Raw genomic sequence first — 20,569 nt, 5'->3', positions numbered from 1 at the left:
TATGTTCAGGCCGCAGCTTGTGGCTGCAGGTGCAACTCGCCGTCCACCTCCTTGACCAGCCCACTGGCGAGGAACAGCGGCGCCAGGCGCTTGTGCAACTGCGGTTCGACAAATTCCTTCACCGTCTCCAGCGCCAGCGGGCCATTCGAAGGCAGCTCAGCCTTGGTGAAGGACAACCAGGCCTTTTTCAGCGCCATCAACACATCACTGCCCGCCGTGGAGGCAAAGCGGCGCTGGGTCGGTTTGCCGTCGAAGCTGAAGGTGTGCTGGAACGCGTAACCGGTTTCGTCACCGCCGCTGGCGGTGCAACGAATGCAGGTGCACGGACCGTCGCCGAAAGCGCTGCGCACGTAGCTGTTGAAGTCCACCACGGGTTTGAGTGACAGGCGCTTATCCACCTCGAACAGGTCCCCGGTCATTTTTTCGTCAGTGTTCAACGTGCAGTTCCTCGCAGTGTGCGGCAGTTTTTTCAAAGCGCGGCACGATACCAGTCGCGCGCCGTTTTAGGGGTATTTGCATAACAATAGACCCAGATATTCTTTTGCTGTCTAAAAAACCGCGGCTACGCTCCATCACCTTCTCGAAAACGCGGCAGATTCCCCATGACGTTCAAGCGTTCCTCCCTGACCCTCCTGGCCGCGTCCCTCGCCGCCGCCAGCGTCTTGCTCAGCCCTGGTGCCCAGGCCGAAGGCAAGATCAGCATCGCCCAGCAATTCGGCATCGGCTACCTGATCCTCGATGTGGTGCGCGACCAGCACCTGATCGAAAAACACGGCAAGGCCCAGGGCCTGGACATCCAGGTGGAATGGAACAGCATTTCCGGCGCCACCGCCATGAACGAATCGCTGCTGGCCGGCGCCCTGGATGTGGTGTCCGCCGGTGTGCCGCCGATGCTAACCCTGTGGGACCGTACCAAGGGCAAACAGAACGTCAAGGCCATCGCCTCCTTGGGCTCGATGCCCAACTACCTGCTGACCAACAACCCCAACGTGAAGACCCTCAAGGACTTCAGCGAGAAGGACCGCATCGCCGTGCCTGCCGCCGGGGTGGGTTTCCAGTCGCGCACCTTACAGATTGAAACCGCCAGGCAGTTCGGTGATGCCAACTACAAGAAGTTCGATGACATCTCCATCAGCCTGGCCCATCCCGACGCCACCGCCGCGTTGATTGCCGGTGGTTCGGAGATCAACGCGCACTTCTCCAGCCCGCCGTTCCAGTACCAGGAACTGTTGAACCCCAATGTGCACAAGGTGCTCAGTTCCTACGACATCCTTGGCGGTCCGGCGACGTTCAACGTGCTGTACACCACACAGAAATTCCACGACGAAAACCCCAAGACCTACCAGGCGTTCTACGCCGCGCTGGCCGAAGCCGAGCAGATCATCAAGGCCGACAAGCCGGCAGCGGCCAAGGCGTATATCCGTGTAGAACAGTCCAAGCTGCCGTTGGACCTGGTGGAAAAAATCGTCCAGGACCCGGAAATCGATTTCACTATCGTGCCGCAGCGTACCTATATCTACGCCGAGAAATTGCAGGAACTGGGCGTACTGAAAAACAAGGCGGCGAGCTGGAAGGACTACTTCTTTGAAGAGGCCCATGGCGGTAACGGCAGCTGAACGTCGATCCCCATTGGAAGTACGGTCAACATTGTGGGAGGGGGCAAGCCCCAATGCCAGACAGTTCAGTTCGGACACCGTACCTGTGGCGAGGGAGCTTGCTCCCGTTGGGCCGCGAAGCGGCCCCAGCTCTTTGTTTGAAAAAAACGGGACTGCTGCGCAGTCCAACGGGAGCAAGCTCCCTCGCCACAGGTTAATTTTTACCCGTTCTACTTCTTAACTGATCGGCATTAGGGCAAACCCTCTCCCACATTTGATACTCAGCGTTTGAAGTGTCATCGGAAGAACTCACCCGGCGTGGCATCGAACTGCTGCCGAAACGCGTTGATAAACGCCGACGTGGACTCATAGCCACAGTTCAACGCCACATCCGTCACCCGTTCGCCTTGCTCCAGGGCGGGCAGGGCGCTCAACAACCTTAAACGCTGGCGCCAGGCCCGAAATGTCAGGCCGGTGTCCTTCAAAAACAGGCGGCTCAGCGTCTTTTCGCTGACCCCCAGTTTCTCGCTCCAGTGTCCCAGGGTAGTTTGCTGTTCCGGGCGCAGGCTCAAGCTGCGATAGATCTGTCGCAACCTTGGGTCATGGGGCAATGGCAGCATCAAGTCGACCTTGGGCGCTGCGGCGAGTTGGTCGAGCACTACCTGGACCAGGCGCCCATCCGGCCCATCCTCGGCATATTCCACCGGCAGCTCGCTGAAGCTGCGGATCAACTCGCGCAGCAGGCTGCTCACCTCCAGCACCTGGCAGCGTTCGGCGGCCCAAGTGGTGACGCTGCAATCGAGGTACAGGCTGCGCATCTCGGTGTGGGGCGAGCTGTACACCCGATGCGGCATGCCCGCGGGGATCCACACCGCCCGCTGGGGCGGCGCGACGAAGCGGCCGGCGCTGGTCTGGATCTCCAGCACCCCGGAAATGGCGTAGGACAATTGCACCCACGGGTGGCTGTGCCGGCGGGTCAGGGCGCGGTTGGGCAGCGATTCGGTGCGCCCATACACCGGCCGTGGCAGGCTGGAAAGCCCAGGCACACTGCGGCGTACGGTGTTGGCATGTCCTTTAGGCGGCATTTACTGGCTCATTGGCGTTAGTCGGTAACAAGCCGTTACGTTAGAGTCGCCATGACGCTCTTGGCAACCCCCGGAAGATTCGCTTATGACTCGCCCCCGTTTTCTGCCCGACAACTTCACCCTGACCTTGATCGCCACGGTGATCCTCGCCTCCCTGCTGCCCGCCAGCGGCCAGACCGCCGTGGCCTTCGGCTGGGTCACCAACCTGGCCATCGCGCTGCTGTTTTTCCTGCACGGCGCCAAGCTGTCGCGCCAGGCCATCGTCGCCGGCGCGGGCCACTGGCGCCTGCACCTGCTGGTGTTCAGCCTGACTTTTGTACTGTTCCCGCTGCTGGGCCTTGCGCTCAAACCGGTGCTGTCGCCGCTGATCGGCAAAGACCTGTACATGGGCATGCTCTACCTCTGCGCCTTGCCGGCCACGGTGCAGTCGGCGATTGCCTTTACTTCGCTGGCGCGGGGCAACATCCCGGCGGCGATCTGCAGCGCGGCGGCCTCCAGCCTGTTCGGCATCTTCCTGACGCCGTTGCTGGTGACGCTGTTGCTCAATGTGCACGGCGAGGGCAGCTCTACCGTCGATGCGATCCTGAAAATCAGCGTGCAACTGCTGCTGCCGTTTATCGCCGGGCAAATCGCCCGCCGCTGGATCGGCGCGTGGGTGGGGCGCAATAAAGCCTGGCTTAAGTTCGTCGACCAGGGCTCGATCCTGCTGGTGGTGTACGGCGCGTTCAGCGAAGCGGTCAACGAAGGCATCTGGCACCAGATCCCGCTGTGGGAACTGGGCGGCCTGGTGGTGGCCTGCTGCGTGTTGCTGGCCTTGGTGCTGGTGGCGTCCACTCTGTTGGGCAAGGCCTTTGGCTTTAATCAGGAAGATCGCATCACCATCCTGTTCTGCGGCTCGAAGAAGAGCTTGGCCACTGGTGTGCCGATGGCCCAGGTGCTGTTCGCCGGGGCGAGCATGGGCGTGCTGATTTTGCCGTTGATGCTGTTTCACCAGATCCAGTTGATGGTCTGTGCGGCGTTGGCCCAGCGTTATGCCAAGCGACCGGAGTCAATCCCGGAACTGATGGCACAGGTCGATCCTTGAAGGTCCGTGTTACTATTTTTCCGCGCTGCTCAAGGGCCGGCATTGGGCCGCCTTGACCCGCGCGGAAACCGAGTACGACGACCTGTAAATGAGCATTTCAGCCGCAACCCCCCAAGCCAACTGGCAACCGGTCATCGCCCTGGCGTTGGCCGCCTTTGTGTTCAACACCACCGAATTCGTCCCCGTCGGCCTGCTCAGCGCCATTGGCGCCAGCTTCGACATGCCGGTTTCCAGCGTCGGCCTGATGCTCACCATCTATGCCTGGATCGTGTCCCTGACCTCGCTGCCGGTGATGCTGCTGACGCGTAACGTCGAGCGACGCAAGCTGCTGATCGTGCTGTTCTGCCTGTTTATCGCCAGCCATATCCTTTCCAGCGTGGCCACCAGTTTCGGCCTGTTGATGGTCAGCCGCGTCGGCATTGCCTTGTCCCATGCGCTGTTTTGGTCGATCACCGCGTCCCTGGCGGTACGCCTGGCGCCGGAAGGCAAGCAGGTGCAAGCCCTCGGCCTGCTCGCCACCGGTACGTCCCTGGCGATGGTGCTGGGTATCCCCCTGGGGCGTCTGCTCGGCGAAGCCATGGGTTGGCGCACCACGTTCCTGGTGATCGGCGCGTTCGCCGCCGCCCTGGTGTTCTGGCTGGCGCGCACCTTGCCCTTGCTGCCGAGCCAGAACTCCGGCTCCCTGCGCAGCCTGCCACTGCTGTTCAAGCGTCCGGCGCTGGTGGCGCTGTATGTGCTCACCGCCATGACCGTGACCGCGCAATTCACCGCCTACAGCTACATCGAACCCTTCGTCGAAGGCGTGGCCGGCATGAGCGGCAGCGCGGTGACCCTGATCCTGCTGGTGTTCGGCGGCGCGGGCATCATCGGTTCGCTGTTGTTCAGCCTGGTGCACCGCTTCAACCCCCACCTGTTCGTGGTCGGCGCGGTGTTTATCCTGGCCGCGTGCCTGGCGCTGATGCTGCCCTTGAGCGGTGCCGAGTCGTACCTGGTGATCCTCAGCGTGTTCTGGGGCATGGCGATCATGGGCTTCGGCCTCGCCATGCAGTCCAAGGTGCTGGTGCTGGCCCCGGACGCCACCGACGTGGCCATGGCGATGTTCTCCGGCATCTACAACATCGGCATTGGCGGTGGCGCCCTGATGGGCAGTTGGGTTGGCAGCCACTTCGGCTTCGCCTGGGTCGGCGTGGCGGGCGGGTTGCTGGCGGCGCTGGCGTTGATCGGGTATTGCCTGGCGATTCGCAAGTTTGGGACCGGAGTTGTGCAGGACTGACGTGCGAAGCGCCGCAGCTTAAATAGAACCAGACAAGTCTTACAGGGCCCCTCGATGCCCATTGCTACCGTCGCCCAGGACCGCCCACAGCCTGTGGTGACGGCGCTTGAACAGCAATGGAGTCGACTGTGCAAAAACGTTTGACCGCAGAGTTTCTGGGTACCTTCTGGCTGACCTTCGGGGGATGTGGCAGTGCCATTCTAGCGGCCGCATTTCCTGGGTTGGGCATAGGTTTCGCAGGGGTTTCCCTGGCATTCGGGCTCTCCGTGCTGACCATGGCCTATGCCGTGGGTGGCATCTCCGGGGGGCATTTCAATCCGGCCGTCACCATCGGCCTGTGGGTAGGGCGCCGTATATGCGGTGGGGATGTGCTGCCCTACATCGCGGCGCAGGTCATTGGCGCGCTGGCTGCCGCTGCGGCGCTGTACGTGATCGCCAACGGCCAGCCCGGTTTCGACATGGGTGGCTTTGCCGCCAACGGCTACGGCGAACTGAGTCCGGGCCTGTTCGATATGAAGGCGGCGTTGCTGGCCGAAGTCATCGCCACGTTCTTCTTTGTGCTGATCATCATGCGCGTCACCGCACCAGGCGCGGCCGCCGGTTTTGCGCCGATTGCCATCGGCCTGGCACTGACCCTGATTCACCTGATCCTGATCCCGGTGACCAACACCTCGGTCAACCCTGCGCGCAGCACCGGGCCGGCGTTGTTTGCCGGCGGTGAGTACATTGCGCAGCTGTGGTTGTTCTGGCTGGCGCCGATAGTGGGCGGGGTGCTGGGGGCGTGGGTGGCGCGTGGCCTGACGGTGAATGCGCCACAGGGCTGACGTCGGGGTCAGGCCACCGGAATCAGCGGGTCAGCCGCCGCCAGGGCGGTGGCCCGTTCGGCGGCTGGCGGGTAGATCCACACCGTGTTGATCTGCTGCTTGAGCTCCTTGGCTTCCTGGCCCACCAGCTTGAGTTGACGATCCCAGCCCTCTGTATACACCGCGCCCCAGGCACCCAGGTCGAGGCAGGTGACGTATTTGGGTTGGCTGTAGGTCATCGGGGCCACGCCGATCAGTTCGGCGGCGACGTTGTTGCCGGCGTAGCGGCCCAGGGCGATGGCGTGCTGGCAGGACATACCGGCGAAGTTACCCAGGTCGTCGGTGGCGGCGTAGGCCACATCACCGGCGGCAAAAACATCGGCCTGGCCCTTCACCTTGAGGTTGCCGTCCACATGCAGGCGGCCTTGGGGGTCACGGGTGCCGCTGACCTGTTCGGTCAGCGGGTTGGCGCGAAAGCCGATAGTCCAGATCACGGTGCTGGACTCAATGCGTTGCCCATCGGCCAGGGTCACGCCGCCGGCATCCACCGCGGCTACGGAGGTGTTCAATCGCCATTCGAGGCCCAGGTGTTCGCTGGCTTCGACGATGGACGGGCGAATGCCATCGCCCATGGATGCCGCAATCTGCGGGCCGCGGTCCACCACGATCACACGGATATTGGCGCTGTCACCCAATGCTTCGCGCAGGCGCGCGGGCATTTCGGTGGCGGTCTCGATCCCGGTAAACCCGCCGCCGGCCACCACCACGGTGTTGCGTGCCGGGCTGTCGGGCAGGTTTTTCAAACCCTTGATATGGGCTTCGAGGCGCGTGGCGTCTTCGATCTGGTCCACATCGAACACGTGCTGGAGGCCGTCCATCTGCGGGCGATTGAGACGACTGCCGGCAGCCAGCACCAGGCGATCGTACTTGAGGGTAGTGGGGATGCCCGCCGCGTTGCGGTAGGTCACCTGCTTGCCGTGTTCATCGATGCGGTCGGCGGCGCCCTCGATGAAGTCCACGCCGACTGCCGCAAACAATGGGCCTAGCGGCGCCTGCATGGCATGCACGTCGGCCTCGTAGAAACGTGGGCGAATGCGTAGCGCCGGCTGTGGGGCCAGGACGCTGATCTGCACGTCATGGCGATCATGTTTATCCAGCAGGCGCGCGGCGCTCAAGGCGCTCCAGACACCGCCGAACCCGGCGCCGATGATAAGGATGTGCTGCTTCATGGGGATGCTCCAGGGACCAGGTCGATACGATTGCTCAAGGCGCAATGCGTTACCGGCCTACTCTAAGAGCGCCGCGGTTTGGCGGGTAGGACAGAAAACCCTGAATGACTGCCAAGCGGCCTGCCGTCAGCGGGAAAAGCGCGCGCGGTAGTCGCGAGGGGAAATCGAAAGGTGGCGATGGAAGGTGTAGCGCATGCGTTCTTCATCGCCGAAGCCACACAGGTGCGCCACCTGGTCGATGTTGCGCTGGGAGTCTTCCAGCAGGCGCCGTGCGGCTTCCACGCGAAACAACTCGATGGCTTTGGCCGGGGTGCGCCCGGTTTTTTGCTTGTAGACCCGGGCGAAGTTGCGCGGGCTCATGCGACTTTGTTCTGCCAGGCGCTCCACCGTAAGCTCGCTGTCGCTAAGGTTGTCGGCGATCCACAGGTGCAAGGCGTCGAAACCGGCAGTGTCGTCGGTCTGGGCTTGCAGCAGTTGGCTGAACTGGGCCTGGCCGCCGGGCCTTTTGAGGAACACCACCAGTTCCCGTGCCACTTGCAGGGCGATGTGACGCCCGCAATCGGCCTCTACCAACGCCAGCGCAAGGTCGATGCCGGCACTTACGCCTGCCGACGTCCACACATTGCCTTGCTGGACAAAGATCGCGTCCATGTCCACATCGATGCTGGGAAACCCGCGCTTGAGCATGTCGCACATCGCCCAGTGCGTGGCAGCACGTCGGCCCTGGAGCAAGCCGGCCTGGGCCAGCAGGAAGGTACCGCTGCACACCGAGGCCGTGCGCCGGGCCCGAGTGGAGGCGTGACGCAGCCAGACCACCAGGTCGGTGTTGGCGGCCAGCGCCTGTTGAATGGCGGGGGCGCCGGGTACGATCAAGGTGTCCAGGGCGGCGGGGTCAAATTGCGCCAATGGCAGGGTGTCGACGCTCAATCCTTCGGCCGTTGGCATCAAGCCGCCCGCCAGGCTGGCGGTGTGCACCACATAGCCCGGCAGGCCACGCTCGACCATGGCCTTGGTGGCAGCCCAGAACACGGTCTGGGCACCGGTCAGGTCGAGCAGGCCCATTTGCGGGTAGGCCAGGAACACCAAGGTGCGCGACTGGCCGAGCGGCTGGACGGGGGTCATAGCGCCGACAACACCGCCTCGAGTTTTTCCTGATCCCGCGCAAACTGTCGAATCCCTTCCGCCAGCTTCTCCGTGGCCATCGCATCTTCATTCGACGCCCAGCGGAACTGCGCTTCATTCATTGGCTGGCGCGCTTCGCCTTCGGTCACCGGTACCAATTTGCGTGCCAGCGTGCCCTGGTCTTCGTCGAGCTTCCGCAGCAGCTCCGGGCTGATGGTCAGGCGATCGCATCCCGCCAGCTGTTCGATCTGGCTGAGGGTGCGGAAGCTTGCGCCCATCACCACGGTGTTGATCTGGTTGGCCTTGTAGTAGTTGTAGATGCGCGTCACCGATTGCACACCCGGGTCATCAGCGCCGGTGTAGTCCAGGCCGGTGTTCTTGCGGTACCAGTCGTAGATGCGGCCCACGAACGGTGAGATCAGGAACACCCCGGCGTCGGCGCAGGCCTGGGCCTGGGCGAACGAGAACAGCAGGGTGAGGTTGGTCTGGATACCGGCTTTTTCCAGGCGTTCGGCCGTACGGATGCCTTCCCAGGTGGAGGCGAGCTTGATCAGCACGCGGTCGCGGCTGATACCGGCCTGGTCGTACAGGGCGATCAACTGGTTGGCCTTGGCCCACAGCGCGTCTTCATCGAAGGACAGGCGCGCGTCGACTTCGGTGGAAATACGCCCGGGAATGACCTTCAAAATGCCGGCACCCACTGACACCGCGAAGTGGTCGCAGGCCAGGCCGACGTCGCCCTTGGCCAGGTTGACGGCATTGCGCAGCAGCTCGGCGTATTCCGGGATCGCGGCGGCCTTGAGCAGCAGCGACGGGTTGGTGGTGGCGTCCACCGGGCGCAGGCGGCTGATGGCTTCCAGGTCGCCGGTGTCGCAGACCACGGTGGTGAATTGCTTGAGTTGTTCGAGTTTGGACGTCATGAGCGGCAATCTCCAAAAAAGGTTATTGGTTGAGGGCCTGTGCGGTGTCCAGGTCGGTGATCAGGATGTCCAGGTAGCCGCCCTTGAGCGCGCCACGAATGGCCTGGACCTTGTTCAGCCCGCCGGCCAGGCCGAGCACGCGGTGGATACCGCGCAACTTGGGGAGCGCCACCGAGACCACGAATTCTTCATCTTCCTCCAGCACCGGCTTGCCCTGGGCATCGAAGTAGCGCAGGCAGATATCGCCGACGGCACCGCGTTCGGCCAGCAGGCGCAGCATGTCCTCGGTGTAGTAGTTGCCACTGTTGCGCAGCAACTGCGAGGGTTCCAGGTCGCCGATGCCGACGATCGCCAGGGTGATGCTGTCAAAGCGTTGCAGCACTTCCCTGACCTCTTCCATCTGCACGATGCGCTGTTTGCTTTCCACCGATTGCTCGATGCTTTGCGATGGCAGCAGGAACGCCGGGCAGTTGAGCAGGGTGGCCAGGCGCTGGGTGAGGAGGGTGGCTTCAAACGCGCCTTTGTGGCCGACACCGCCCAACAGTTGTACCACTTCCTGGGCGCCTTGTTTGCCCGGCTGGGCATGCAGGTGGCCGACCATGGCGCGAATGGTGCTGCTCCACGACGAAATGCCGATATGGTCCTGGGGCGACAGGCTGGTCTCCAGGTAGTGGGCAGCCGCCGAGCCGATGGCTTGCTTGATGCTTTCATCGTTGCCGGGCTCGGTGGCTTCCACCACGATCACCTGGCGCACGTCGTAGCGGCGTTGCAATTGGTTTTCCAGCTCCAGGTGCAGGCCTTGCAGGCGCATCACGCTGATCTTCACCACGCCTTCCTGCAGCGCCCGGCGCAGGGCGCGGCTGATAAAGGATTGGGACAGGTCCAGCTGGGCGGAAATCTCGGACTGCTTGAGCCCGTCTTCGTAATAGAGGCTCGCGATCTTGGTGATCAGGCGCTGTTCTTCGATCTGGCTCATGAAGGCCTCAGTGATGACATCAATGCGGGTGAGGATACCAAACCCTTACGACATGATCAGGCCGCCGTCGATATTGATCGCCTGGCCGGTCAGGTAGGCCGCGTCATCCGAGGCCAGGAACGCCACCAGGCCGGCGACATCCGAGGGCTTGCCGGCCCGGCGCAGGGGGATGTTCCTGACCCATTCGGCCATCAGTTCACCCTTGCCGTAGCGTTTTTCGTCGGTGCTGAGGATCTCGCCCCACACGCGGTCGTTGTAGTCCCACATCTCGCTTTCGATGATGCCGGGGCAGAACGCGTTCACGGTGATGTTATGCCGCGCCAGTTCCAGCGCCAGGCTCTGGGTAATGCCGATCACGCCCATTTTGCTCGCGGCGTAGTGCGGGGTGTAGATAAACCCCTGGCGGCCCTGGCCGGACGAGGTGTTGATCAAGCGTCCGCTGCCTTGCTTGACCATGTATTTGGCCGCTTCCCGGCAACCCAGCCACACGCCGGTGGTGTTGACCTGCAGCACCTTGTCGAAGTCGGCGCGGGGCATCTTGTCGTAGTGGTCGATGGTGATGATGCCGGCGTTCTGCACCGACACGTCGATGCTGCCGAAGCGCGCGTGGCCTTCGCGGTAGAGGGTTTCGATGTCTTCTTCGCGGGTCACGTCGATGCCCAGGGCCAGGGTGTCGACCTTGTATTCCCGGGCCAGTTGATCGGCGGTGAATGTCACGCGCTCCAGGTCGTTGGAGGCCAGCACCAGGTTGGCACCTTCCTGGGCGAAGCGCTCGGCAATGCCGGCACCGATGCCACGGCAGGCGCCGGTGATCACGATGGTTTTACCGCTGAAACGTTGCGACATGACAAAACTCCTTACCAGCAGACAAAACCACCATCGACCAGCAGGTCGACACCGGTGCAGAAAGACGAGGCCTGGCTGACCAGGAAAATCGCCGGGCCGACCATTTCGTCCACGCTGGCCATGCGGCCCATGGGCGTAGTCTGTTCAAAGATCTTCACCTGGTCGGCGACTTCCGGGCGTGAATTCATCGGCGTGGCGGTGTAGCCGGGGCTGATGCAGTTGACCCGAAGGCCTTTGTCGGCCCATTCCATCGCCAGGCTTTTGCTCAGGTGGATCACCCCGGCCTTGGAGGTGTTGTAGTGCGCCTGCAACAGCCCGCGGTTGACGATGCTGCCGGACATGGAGGCGATATTGACGATGGCGCCTTTGCCACGCGGCAACATCACCGCGGCCTGGGCCTGGCAGCTGAGGAAAATGCCGGTGAGGTTGATGTCCAGGGTGGTTTGCCAGCGTTGCAGCTCCAGGTCTTCGGCGGCCTGGGCATTGGCGATGCCGGCGCAGTTGACGGCCACGCTGAGTGGGCCGAGTTCGTGCTCGGTGCGCGCGACCGCTGCATCCAGGGCGGCCCGCTCGGTGACGGTGCCGCTCAAGGCCAGGGCGCGCCGGCCCAGGGCCTGGATGCGTTCTACGGTGCTGGCGATGCCGGGGCTGCCCGGAAGATCAAAGCAGGCTACATCGGCACCGGCTTCGGCGAGCCCGACGGCGATAGCCTGGCCAATGCCGCTGCCGGCGCCGGTGACAAAGGCCACTTGGCCTTGAAGACTAAAAAGCTGCATGACTAACTCCAATTTTTGAAATCACAGTAGACCCCTTGTGGGAGGGGCGGTGCGACGATTCGACTTGCTCCCGATGGCGGTGATTCAGTGACAGATGCATCCACTGACACTCCCTCATCGGGGGCAAGCCCCCTCCCACAGTTGGATCTTTGTAGGTATTTGGTTATGCGGTAGCCATTTCCATCACCGAAACCGGGACGGCCTCGCCGCGATCCAGAATCCCCGTCTAACAAGTTGCCTGGATAACTCCAATCTTGAAATCACAGTAGATCCCCTGTGGGAGGGGGATCTCCATTGTCTGTGAGGACCGGTTGCCTAGGCGGTGGCCATCTCCATCACCGACACCGGCGTGGCCTCGCCACGCTCCAGAATCCCCATCTGCCGTCCCCGGCTCATCACCATCACCCGATGGGACAAGCCCAGCACTTCATCCAGGTCGGAACTGACCACAATCACCGCCATGCCCTTGGCCGCCAGGTCCGCGATCACTTCATAAATTGCCGCCCGCGCGCCCACGTCGATGCCGCGTGTGGGCTCATCGAGGATGAACACCTTGGGGTTGCGCGCCAGCCACTTGGCGATGATCACCTTCTGCTGGTTACCGCCAGACAGGCTGGAGATCCGCGACTGCGGCGCACCTTTGACCCCCAGTCGCGCCGCCGCCGTGCGCGCGAATTCGCGCAGTGGGGCAGGGAACACCCAACCGCGTTTATCCAGCAGGTCGGTGTTGCCATAGATCAGGTTGTCTTCGATACGGTGTTCCACCACCACGCCTTGCTGCTTGCGGTCTTCGGGCACCAGCACCACGCCGGCCTGGATCGCCTCGAAGGGCGAGCGCAACTGGCGGACCTCGCCATCCAGCAGCATATGCCCCTGGATGTCCTGGGCCGCGCCGGCAATGGTACGCACCAGTTCGGTTCGCCCGGCGCCGACCACCCCGGCAATGCCGAATACCTCGCCGGCACGCACGCTGAAGTCGATGCCGTGCAAGGCAAACTCACGGCAGCTCAACGCCTTGACCTGCAACATCACCTGCTCCTGGGGCGCCTGCAATGCAGGGAAGATCCGCTCCAGGCTGCGCCCGACCATCTGCTCGACCAACTCCCGCACCGGCACCTGGGCCGTGGCGTGCAAGGCGATCTGGCGACCGTCGCGCAGCACCAGCACGCGGTCGGCGATGCGTGCGATTTCTTCCAGGCGGTGGCTGATATAGATAAACGACACACCCTCGGCCTTCAGCCGTTCCACCTGCTTGAACAGCAGCTCGGTTTCCTCGCCACCCAATGCGGCGGTGGGTTCATCGAGGATCAACAGGCTGGCCTTCAGCGTCAGCGCCTTGGCGATTTCCACCAGTTGCTGGGCCGCCACGCTCAGGCCTTCGACCTTGCGCGAGGCCGGCACCTTGAGGCCCAGGCGTTCGAGTTGGATCTGCGCCTGGGCCTCCATGTACTCGCGATCCACCCGCCCACGGCGCATGGGCAGGCGGCCGACGAAGATGTTCTCGGCGATCGACAGTTGCGGCAGCAGGCGGATTTCCTGGTGGATCAGGCCGATCCCGGCGCCCAGCGCGGCCCCCGGTGAAGCCGGCGCGTAGGGCGCGCCGAGCCAGGTCATGCTGCCCCCGGCTTCCGGTTGCACCAGCCCGGCGATGATCGACGACAAGGTCGACTTGCCCGCCCCGTTCTCACCGAGCAGGGCCAATACCTCGCCGGGGCGAATGTCCACGTTGACCTGCGACAACACCTGCACCGGCCCGTAGGCCTTGCTGATATTGCGCAGGCACAGCACCGCGTCGGATCGAGCGGTGTCAACGGCTGCTGCTTGCATGACGACCTCCAAGGCTTACGGGTGCTGTTGCAGGAACGGCGCGACGTTTTCTTTAGTGGTCAGCACGGTGGGCAACAACTGCTCCTTGGGCAGGGTCTTGCCGGCTTTGAGGTCGATGGCCGAGGCCACGGCCAGGCGCCCCATTTTCTGCGTCTGCTGGGTCATGGTCGCGTTCAGCACACCGCTTTGCACGGCCTTGAGCCCGGCCACGTCACCGTCGAAACCGACCACGACCACCTTGTGATCGAGGTTGCCGACTTTCACCGCCTGGGCAGCGCCCAAGGCCATGGCATCGGCACGGCCGAAGAACACGGTGATGTTCGGGTCACGCTGGAGCAGGTCCTGGGCCACGGCGAAGCCTTTGTCCTGGGCCCATTCGGCCGGTTGCTGGGCGACGACCTTGAGGTCCGGGAAGGCTTTCAGGCCCTCTTCAAAACCCTTGGCGCGATCATTCTCCGGCGTGGTGCCGATCTGGCCTTGCAGGATCGCAATGCGGCCCTTGCCGTCGGTGATCTTGCCCACGTACTCGGCCAGGGTCTTGGCGCCGGCCACGCTGTCGCTGGCGATAAAGGTGTCGCCCGGTGCGTCGGGGGCGTTGCGGTCCACGGCGATCACCGGGATGCCTGCGGCCTTGGCGGCTTTCACCGGCACACCGGCAGCAGTGGCCCCGGCCGGGATGTAGATCAGCACGTCGATCTGGCGGGTGATCAGGTCTTCGATCTGGCTGACCTGGGTGGACGAGTTGCCCTGGGCGTCCACGGTGATCACCTTGACCCCCTTGGCTTTGCCTTCGGCTTCCACCGATTGCTTGATCTGGTTGAAGAAGTCGGCCTGCAGGTTGGCCACGGCCAGGCCGATGGTCAAATCCTTGGCCCAGGTGGTGCCGGCAACGGTAAGGGTGGCGGCGGCGAGAGCGGTGGCCAACAGCAATTTCTTGGGGCTGAACATGTCGGTGACTCCTGGTTTTATTGTTGGAGGGTGTCAACTGTCGAACAGGTTAACGGGCAGTGCTGGAGCGGCGTCGCAGGGTGTCGATGGTGACGGCGAGGGCGATGACCACGCCGATCACCACTTGTTGAATAAAGGGCGAGACGCCGAGCAGGTTGAGGCCATTGCGCAATACGCCAATGATCAGTACGCCCACCAGGGTGCCGCCGATGCTGCCGACGCCGCCACTGAGGCTGGCGCCGCCAATCACCACGGCGGCGATGGCGTCCAGTTCCAGGCTCAGCCCGGCACTCGGTTGCGAAGAGTCCAGGCGCGCGGCCAGGGTCACCGCGGCGATGCCGGCCAGCGCACCGCTGATGGCGTACACCCACAGGGTAATCGCCCGCACCTTGATGCCCGACAACCGCGCCACTTCGGGGCTGCCGCCCATGGCGTAGAGGTTGCGGCCACCGGCACGAAAGCGCAGGAACACCCAGGCCACCACCAGCATCACCAGGAACAGGCCCACGGTGGCCGAGAGGAAACCAAAGTGGCGCACCGTCGCCAGGCTGGTGAACCAGTCCGGGTAGCCGACGATCTGCCGGCCTTCGGTGAGGATATTCGCCAGGCCACGGGCCACGGACATCATGGTCAGCGTGGCAATAAAGGGTGGCAGCTTGGCGTAGGTGATCAACGCGCCGGAGACCAGCCCGGCGAGCATGCCGCTGGCAATCGAGATCGGAATCGCAAAGCCCAGGGGCACCGCCTGATCCTGATACAGCCAGCCGAACATCATCATCGAGAAGGCCAGCACCGAGCCGACCGACAGGTCGATGCCGCCGATCACGATCACCGCTGTCATGCCGATCGCCAGGATGCCCAGCACCGTGACCTGATCGAGGATGTTCAGGCCATTGCGCAACGAAAAGAAGAATTCGGAACTGAAGGAGAAGACCAGCACCAGCAGCACCAGCCCGATCAGCGGGCCGCCGATATTGCTGGGCAGCAGTTTGACAATGCGTGGGCGAGGTGGCGGCTTGAGTTCGGCCGGGTGCTGGACAATAGCTTTGGCGTCCACAGTGTTCTCCTGAGTTATTTTTTTTGGAGTGCTTCAGGCGTCGTGAATATTTATGCGTGCCTGACTGTTAATTCAGATTCCAGTGGCACCGTGTCAAAGTCAAGCGCTTAATTTTTCTTGCCTGCCGCTGAAGCGGTGTTTTTGCCCGGCGCAAAGCCACGGACTAGAGATGCCGACGTGGGATTTTGGCCGTTTGTCCGAGGGCTATTTCCGAGCTTTATTTGATTTTTCGGCGGTTCGCTCACTTGACCTGCCAGAGGATCGGCGTCTAAATAGAAATATATTGTCACTGCTGAATAAATATTCAAAGACAGCCTTGGACACTTTCACCCCGCGTGGTCAGCCTCAAAGGAGCCGCTGCATGAATGCCTTCCAGTACGACGCCCACCAGATCAAGGAACAGGCCCGCCTGATCCGTCGCCATGTGATCCGCCTGAATGCCGACTCACCGGCCGGCGGCCACACCGGGGCGGACCTTTCCGAAACCGACATCCTCGCCACCCTGTATTTCCGCATCCTCAACACCGGCCCGGAACGCACCGAAGACCCCGAGCGCGATATTTATATCCAGAGCAAGGGCCACGGCGTCGGCGGTTTGTACTGCTGCCTGGCGCAGGCGGGCTACATCCCCACCGAGTGGCTGCCCACCTACCAGCACTTCAACTCGCACCTGCCCGGCCACCCGGTACGGCAGAAAACCCCCGGCATCGAACTGAACACCGGCGCCCTCGGCCACGGTTTGCCGGTGGCGGTCGGGCTGGCCCTGGCGGCGAAGATGTCCGGCAGCAACAAGCGCATCTACGTGCTCACCGGCGACGGCGAACTGGCCGAAGGCTCCAACTGGGAAGCGGCGATGGCGGCAGCCAAGTACGGCCTGGATAACCTGTTTGTGATCGTCGACAAAAACAAACTGCAGCTTGCCGGGTTGACCGCCGAGATCATGCCGCTGGACCCGCTGGACGTGAAATGGGCGGCCTTCGGCTTTCGCGTCAGCGAGTGCGACGGTAACGATGTTGGCCAATTGATCGAAGCCCTGGAAAGCATGCAGACCAAGACCGGCGCGCCCCAGGTGCTGATCGCCCACACCATCAAAGGCAAGGGCGTGTCGTTTATCGAAGCCCGCCCCGAATGGCACCACCGCGTGCCCAAGGGTGATGAAATCAACGCAGCATTGGAGGAGTTGAACCATGGCGAGTGAACATTTGGCGAGCGTCATGGTGCAAGCGTTTATCGCTGCCGTCGAGGCCGGGCTGGACGTAGTGCCGGTGGTCAGCGACTCCACCTCCACGGCCAAGATCGGCCCGTTTGCCCAGCGCTTTCCCGAGCGCCTGATCAACGTCGGCATTGCCGAGCAATCCCTGGTCAGCGTCGCGGCGGGCCTGGCCCTGGGTGGCAAGATCGCCGCTACCTGCAACGCGGCGCCGTTCCTGATCTCGCGGGCCAATGAGCAGATCAAGGTGGACGTTTGCTACAACCAGGCCAACGTGAAGATGTTCGGCCTGAATGCCGGCACCAGTTATGGCCCGCTCGCCAGCACCCACCACAGCCTCGACGATATTTCGGTGATGCGCGGGTTTGGCAATGTGCAGATCTTCGCCCCCGCCGATGCCGTCGAGTGCCGCCAGATCATCGATTACGCGCTGCGCTACCACGGCCCGGTGTATATCCGTCTCGACGGCAAAGCCTTGCCCGACGTGCACGGCGCCGACTATCAGTTTGTGCCCGGTCAGGTAGACATCCTGCGCCAGGGCGCCGATGTGAGCATCGTGGCCCTGGGCTCGGTGGTGCATGAAGCGGTGGAGGCGGCGGCATTGCTGGCGGAGCAGGGCATCCAGGCGCAGGTGATCAACCTGTCGTCGATCCGGCCCTTGCAGCGTGATGTATTGCTCAGCGCCTTGAGCGGCACCCGCGCGGTCATCAGTGTGGAAGAACACAATATCAACGGCGGCGTCGGCAGCCTGGTCGCCGAAGTGCTGGCCGAAGCCGGGTTGGGCATTGCCCTTATCCGCCTGGGTATCGGCGATGGCGAGTACGCCGCCGCCGGTGCCCGCGAACCGACCCGCGCCTTGCATAACATCGACGCGGCTGGGATCGTGGCGGCTGCCACTCGGTTGCGGTGAACCCCATGAATAACAATACCCCGCTGATCCTGGCGATAGATGAAGGCACCAGCAATGCCAAGGCGGTGCTGGTCAACGAACTTGGCCAGGTGGTTGCGCGCGGTTCGCGGCCCTTGAGCGTTCGCCATCCCCAGGCCGGGTTTTCCGAGCAGGACCCGCTGCTGATCTGGCAAAACACGTTGGCGGCGATTGAAGAATGCCTGGCCCAGATGGACCGTCCGATCACTGCGTTGGCCATCAGCAATCAGCGTGAATCGGTGGTGGCTTGGGATAGGCATACCGGTGAGCCATTGTCGCCGTGCATCAGTTGGCAGTGCCGACGCTCTACGGCGTTGTGCACGCAACTGCATGAGCAGGGTCATGAAGCGCTGATCCTGGAAAAGACCGGGCTGGCGTTGGACCCGATGTTCTCGGCGGGCAAATTCCGCTGGATTCTCGATCACCTTGAGGATGGCCATGCCCGCGCTGCTGCCGGGGAAATCTGCCTGGGCACGGTCGATAGCTGGCTGTTGTGGCAACTCAGCGGCGGCCGGGTGTTCGCCACCGACTATTCCAACGCCGCACGCACCCAACTGTTCAACCTGCACACCTGTGCCTGGGATCCTGAGCTGTTGGCGTTGTTCGGCATTCCGGCTGCGGCCTTGGCGCCGATCCAGCCGAGCGCCGGGTTCTTCGCCGAAACCGTCGCGTTGGGCGGCTTGCCTGCCGGCATCCCGGTGATGTCGATGATCGGCGACTCCCATGCGGCGCTGTACGGGCAGGGCGGTTTCGCGCCGGGGCTGGTCAAGGCCACCCTCGGCACCGGTTCGTCCTTGATGACGCCCATGGGCGGGCCGATTGCCTCCACCCATGGCCTGTCGACCACCCTGGCCTGGCACGATGGCAGCCAACCTACTTTCGGCATGGAAGGCAATATCGTCCATACCGGCGCTGCCGTGCAGTGGGCGTCGAAGCTGGTGGCGGGAGAATCCCTGGATGCGCTGACCGAACAGGCCGCGCAATTGCCGGATAACGGCGGCGTGTATTTTGTCCCGGCGCTGTCCGGCCTCGGCGCACCGCACTGGAAGGCCGACGCCCGTGGACTCATCTGCGGGTTGAGCGAAGCCACGTCCGGCGCGCATATCCTGCGCGCCTCGCTGGAATCCATCGGCTATCAGATTCGCGATGTGTTCGAGGCCATGCAGCAAGACATCGGCAGCCCGCTCAAGGAACTGTGGGTGGATGGCGGCGCCACGCGCAACCGCTGGCTGATGCAGTTCCTCGCCAACCTGCTGCAACGCCCGGTGGTGCGCAGCCTGTCGCCGGAGGTGTCGGCATTGGGCGCAGCGCACCTGGCGGGTCGGGCGTTGGGGGTGTGGGCGAGTGATGCGGAACTGGGGCAGTTGGAACGCCAGCGCGAGCGCTTTGAGCCGCAGGAGGATCCGGCGATGGCGGAGCGTTACTCAGAGTGGAAAAAGGCTCTAGCCCGAACACTCCTCTAACCGCATATGCAAACCAAATGTGGGAGGGGCTTGCCGCCGATGAGCATAGGGATCTACATAACGTTGACTCAACACTGAACGTCCGGCAGATAGGGCTGTTGTGGTGAGCGGGCTTGTCGAATCGTCGCACCGCCCGCGTTGGGCTGCGTAGCAGCCCCAAAACCAGCCTCTACAGAGTGTCTGATACACCGCATTCTTCTTTACTGGGGCTGCTACGCAGCCCAGCGCGGGACAAGCCCGCTCACCACAGGGATATTTGTCAGAGTCTGAAAAGTTGTGTAGATACCCATGCCCATCGAGGGCAAGTCGAATCGTTGCACTGCCCCTCCCACATTGAGATCACACCCGCCTTCAAGGCCGCCAGGTCTGCACATCCTTGGCATCCACCGCCCTGGGCAACAGCCCCGCCTTGAAGAACGCATCGGCAATCTTCTGCTGCTCACCCAACTGCTCAATCGTCACCGGCTGCACTTGATAACTGCGGTGCGCATTCGCCGCTTCCACCGTGGCTGCATCCAGGTTGCCCCACAGCGGGCCTAGCACTTTGGCCGCGTCCTGCGGGTTGGTTTTTACCCAGTGGCCGGCGTTTTCCAGCTGCGCATACACCACCTTCAATACCTCCGGGTGCGCCTTGGCGTAGGGCGTGCCGGTCAGGTAATAGCGCTTGTAGCTCGCCAGCCCAGCACCGTCCGCCAGGGTGCGCGTCGGCAGTTGGCGCTGCACGCTGGTGAGGAAGGGTTCCCAGGTGACCCAGGCGTCCACCTTGTTGTTCTCGAACGCCGCGCGGCCATCGGCCGGCGACAGGTAAGCCGGCTCGATATCCGAGAACGCCAGGCCGGCCTTGGCCAACGCGGCAATCAACAGATAGTGAGTGCCGGCGGCCTTGGTTACCGCGATCTTCTTGCCCTTCAAGTCCGCCAACTGTTGGATCGGCGAGTCCTTGCGTACCACGATGGCCTGGGCCGAGGGCGAGGGCGCTTCCTGGGCGAAGTAGGTGAGTTTGGCCTGGGCGGCCTGGGCGAAGATCGGCACGGTGTCGGCCACGTCGGCGCTGATGTCCACATTGCCGACGTTCAGCGCTTCCAGCAGCGGCAGGCCGCTGGGGAACTCATGCCAGCTCACCTCGATGTTGTCGGCCTTGAGGGCTTTCTCCAGGGTGCCCTGGGTCTTGAGCAGGGTGATCAGCGTGGAGGATTTCTGGTAACCGATGCGCACGGTTTCCTGGGCGTGCGCACTGATCGCGACGGAAAAGGCCAGCAATCCTAATACAGCGGCGAGGGGACGACGGAGGGGCATGGTGGGCTCGATCTTCAGCGAAATAGATCCAAGCTTAATGATCTGAAAACCATTCGATAAATACTCTTTCGATCTGAGCTTAGGGCGCTTTCAGCCGCTTCCTGCCCAGCGGGCATAACCATAGAATTATA

At 63.0% G+C, this 20,569-nt stretch carries 19 protein-coding genes; 7 read left to right on the top strand and 12 right to left on the bottom strand.

From position 1 onward, the window contains the following. Positions 1-5: 5 nt before the first annotated feature. Complete coding sequence (locus tag BM416_RS16385) at positions 6-437, bottom strand: hypothetical protein (protein WP_092488747.1); 432 nt, start codon at positions 435-437, stop codon at positions 6-8. A 165-nt stretch (positions 438-602) separates the two neighbouring features. On the opposite strand from BM416_RS16385, the gene BM416_RS16380 reads away from it, so the two are divergent. Continuing rightward, entirely contained in the window at positions 603-1,616 is a 1,014-nt protein-coding gene (locus tag BM416_RS16380; RefSeq protein WP_092488746.1) for an ABC transporter substrate-binding protein, read from the top strand. A 275-nt stretch (positions 1,617-1,891) separates the two neighbouring features. Here BM416_RS16380 and BM416_RS16375 read toward each other — a convergent pair whose 3' ends face one another. Beyond that, entirely contained in the window at positions 1,892-2,680 is a 789-nt protein-coding gene (locus BM416_RS16375; RefSeq protein ID WP_092488745.1) for an AraC family transcriptional regulator, read from the bottom strand. An 85-nt stretch (positions 2,681-2,765) separates the two neighbouring features. Between BM416_RS16375 and BM416_RS16370 the strand changes: the two genes are divergently transcribed. The 3 genes from BM416_RS16370 (at position 2,766) to aqpZ (ending at position 5,861) form a co-directional block, all read left to right on the top strand. Beyond that, entirely contained in the window at positions 2,766-3,764 is a 999-nt protein-coding gene (locus tag BM416_RS16370) for a bile acid:sodium symporter family protein (RefSeq protein ID WP_027607273.1), read from the top strand. An 88-nt stretch (positions 3,765-3,852) separates the two neighbouring features. Beyond that, positions 3,853-5,037 (top strand): sugar transporter, encoded by a 1,185-nt coding sequence (locus BM416_RS16365; protein WP_092488744.1) that lies wholly within the window; start codon positions 3,853-3,855, stop codon positions 5,035-5,037. Between the two features lie 128 nt (positions 5,038-5,165). Then, positions 5,166-5,861: an aquaporin Z gene (aqpZ, locus tag BM416_RS16360; RefSeq protein ID WP_371856057.1), complete on the top strand. Its 696-nt coding sequence runs from the start codon at positions 5,166-5,168 to the stop codon at positions 5,859-5,861. A gap of 8 nt (positions 5,862-5,869) precedes the next feature. Here the strand turns inward: aqpZ and BM416_RS16355 are convergent, their stop codons facing one another. From BM416_RS16355 to BM416_RS16315, 9 genes are all read right to left on the bottom strand, one after another. Next, positions 5,870-7,069, bottom strand: coding sequence for an NAD(P)/FAD-dependent oxidoreductase (locus tag BM416_RS16355; protein WP_092488742.1), 1,200 nt, complete (start codon positions 7,067-7,069; stop codon positions 5,870-5,872). A 126-nt stretch (positions 7,070-7,195) separates the two neighbouring features. Beyond that, positions 7,196-8,191 carry a GlxA family transcriptional regulator gene (locus BM416_RS16350; protein ID WP_092488741.1) on the bottom strand — a complete coding sequence of 332 codons (996 nt, stop codon included), beginning with the start codon at positions 8,189-8,191 and terminating at the stop codon, positions 7,196-7,198. Then, complete coding sequence (tal, locus tag BM416_RS16345; RefSeq protein WP_092488740.1) at positions 8,188-9,111, bottom strand: transaldolase; 924 nt, start codon at positions 9,109-9,111, stop codon at positions 8,188-8,190. The genes BM416_RS16350 and tal overlap by 4 nt, the downstream gene beginning before the upstream one ends. Positions 9,112-9,133: 22 nt before the next feature. Then, positions 9,134-10,087 carry a sugar-binding transcriptional regulator gene (locus BM416_RS16340; RefSeq protein ID WP_092488739.1) on the bottom strand — a complete coding sequence of 318 codons (954 nt, stop codon included), beginning with the start codon at positions 10,085-10,087 and terminating at the stop codon, positions 9,134-9,136. 45 nt (positions 10,088-10,132) lie between these two features. After that, entirely contained in the window at positions 10,133-10,933 is an 801-nt protein-coding gene (locus tag BM416_RS16335; RefSeq protein WP_027607266.1) for an SDR family oxidoreductase, read from the bottom strand. 11 nt (positions 10,934-10,944) lie between these two features. After that, positions 10,945-11,709: an SDR family oxidoreductase gene (locus BM416_RS16330; RefSeq protein WP_027607265.1), complete on the bottom strand. Its 765-nt coding sequence runs from the start codon at positions 11,707-11,709 to the stop codon at positions 10,945-10,947. A gap of 315 nt (positions 11,710-12,024) precedes the next feature. Beyond that, a complete protein-coding gene (locus BM416_RS16325) occupies positions 12,025-13,536 on the bottom strand; it encodes a sugar ABC transporter ATP-binding protein (protein WP_092488738.1) in 1,512 nt (503 codons plus the stop codon). A gap of 15 nt (positions 13,537-13,551) precedes the next feature. Beyond that, positions 13,552-14,484 (bottom strand): sugar ABC transporter substrate-binding protein, encoded by a 933-nt coding sequence (locus BM416_RS16320; RefSeq protein ID WP_065924581.1) that lies wholly within the window; start codon positions 14,482-14,484, stop codon positions 13,552-13,554. A gap of 49 nt (positions 14,485-14,533) precedes the next feature. Further along, complete coding sequence (locus BM416_RS16315) at positions 14,534-15,541, bottom strand: ABC transporter permease (protein WP_092488737.1); 1,008 nt, start codon at positions 15,539-15,541, stop codon at positions 14,534-14,536. 361 nt (positions 15,542-15,902) lie between these two features. Between BM416_RS16315 and BM416_RS16310 the strand changes: the two genes are divergently transcribed. Genes BM416_RS16310 through BM416_RS16300 form a run of 3 tightly spaced genes read left to right on the top strand, consistent with a single transcriptional unit; the run spans position 15,903 to position 19,142 of the window. Further along, positions 15,903-16,739, top strand: coding sequence for a transketolase (locus tag BM416_RS16310; RefSeq protein WP_065941830.1), 837 nt, complete (start codon positions 15,903-15,905; stop codon positions 16,737-16,739). Continuing rightward, the gene (locus tag BM416_RS16305) at positions 16,729-17,661 is read left to right on the top strand and encodes a transketolase family protein (RefSeq protein WP_092488736.1); all 933 of its coding nucleotides are present in this window, start codon (positions 16,729-16,731) and stop codon (positions 17,659-17,661) included. Before BM416_RS16310 ends, BM416_RS16305 begins: the two co-directional genes overlap by 11 nt. 5 nt (positions 17,662-17,666) lie before the next feature. Beyond that, positions 17,667-19,142 (top strand): FGGY family carbohydrate kinase, encoded by a 1,476-nt coding sequence (locus tag BM416_RS16300; protein ID WP_092488735.1) that lies wholly within the window; start codon positions 17,667-17,669, stop codon positions 19,140-19,142. 351 nt (positions 19,143-19,493) lie between these two features. Here the strand turns inward: BM416_RS16300 and BM416_RS16295 are convergent, their stop codons facing one another. After that, positions 19,494-20,438, bottom strand: a complete 945-nt coding sequence (locus BM416_RS16295; protein ID WP_092488734.1) for an aliphatic sulfonate ABC transporter substrate-binding protein — start codon at positions 20,436-20,438, stop codon at positions 19,494-19,496. Positions 20,439-20,569 lie beyond the last annotated feature (131 nt).

The sequence above is a fragment of the Pseudomonas sp. NFACC42-2 genome, assembly GCF_900116055.1.
Lineage (GTDB): Bacteria > Pseudomonadota > Gammaproteobacteria > Pseudomonadales > Pseudomonadaceae > Aquipseudomonas > Aquipseudomonas marginalis.
This window is presented reverse-complemented; position numbering and strand designations above follow the sequence as displayed.